At 57.4% G+C, this 856-nt stretch carries 1 protein-coding gene; it reads right to left on the bottom strand.

Annotated features, from left to right (window positions below):
• On the bottom strand, positions 1–824 hold an 824-nt coding region (locus A3730_RS15595; RefSeq protein WP_231883972.1), incomplete at its 3' end, for an acyl-CoA dehydrogenase family protein.
• Between the last annotated feature and the right edge of the window lie 32 nt (positions 825–856).

Raw genomic sequence — 856 nt, forward strand, 5'->3', positions numbered from 1 at the left:
AGCGCCGACTTGATACGCATTTCCGTAAACTCCAGGGCCAGCACATCCGCCTCCAGCTGGGCCAGCTTGTGCTGCCATACCGGATCGTCCAGCAAGGCACCAAACGCGGTCTGCTGTTTGGATGCCATCACCTTGATCTTTTCCAACTGCACATGAAGGCTGGGAGCATACTCCTGGCCACCGCGTTCGAACGTGAGCAGGTATTTGGCCACCGTCCAGCCATCGTTTTCCTCACCAACACGGTTCTTCTGCGGTACGCGGACATTGTCGAAAAACACTTGGCACTGCTCGGTCACTTCATCCAGACCAACGATGGGTTCAATGGAAATACCCGGCAGGTCCATATCCAGCAACAGGAAGGTGATGCCCTGTTGCGGTTTGCCGTCTTTGCGGGTGCGCACCAACGCGAACATCTTGTTGGCGTAATGGGCGTAGGTGGTCCAGATCTTGGTGCCATTGATGATGTAGTCATCACCGTCTTTCTCAGCGAAGGTTTTCAACGATGCCAGATCGGAGCCAGCACCCGGCTCCGAGTAACCCTGGCACCAGAAATGTTCACCGCTGAGGATCTTTGGCAGGTATTCCTTCTGCTGCTCTTCAGTGCCACAACCAATCAGGCAGGGCCCGCACATGTGCAAGCCCATGGGCACCAGTGGCGGGGTTTCCGCACGCACCAGCTCTTCGGCGAAAATGGCCCGTTGGGTCACGCTCCAGCCGGTACCTCCGAACTCTTTTGGCCAGTGCGGGGCCGCCCAGCCCTTGTTGTTCAGGATCGTCTGCCAGGCCATGGCCTCTTTCACCGGTGAAAACACCGATGTCACCATCTTGCCCGCCTCGCGAATTTCATCGGTGAGGC

It is taken from the genome of Alcanivorax sp. HI0044 (assembly GCF_001634945.1).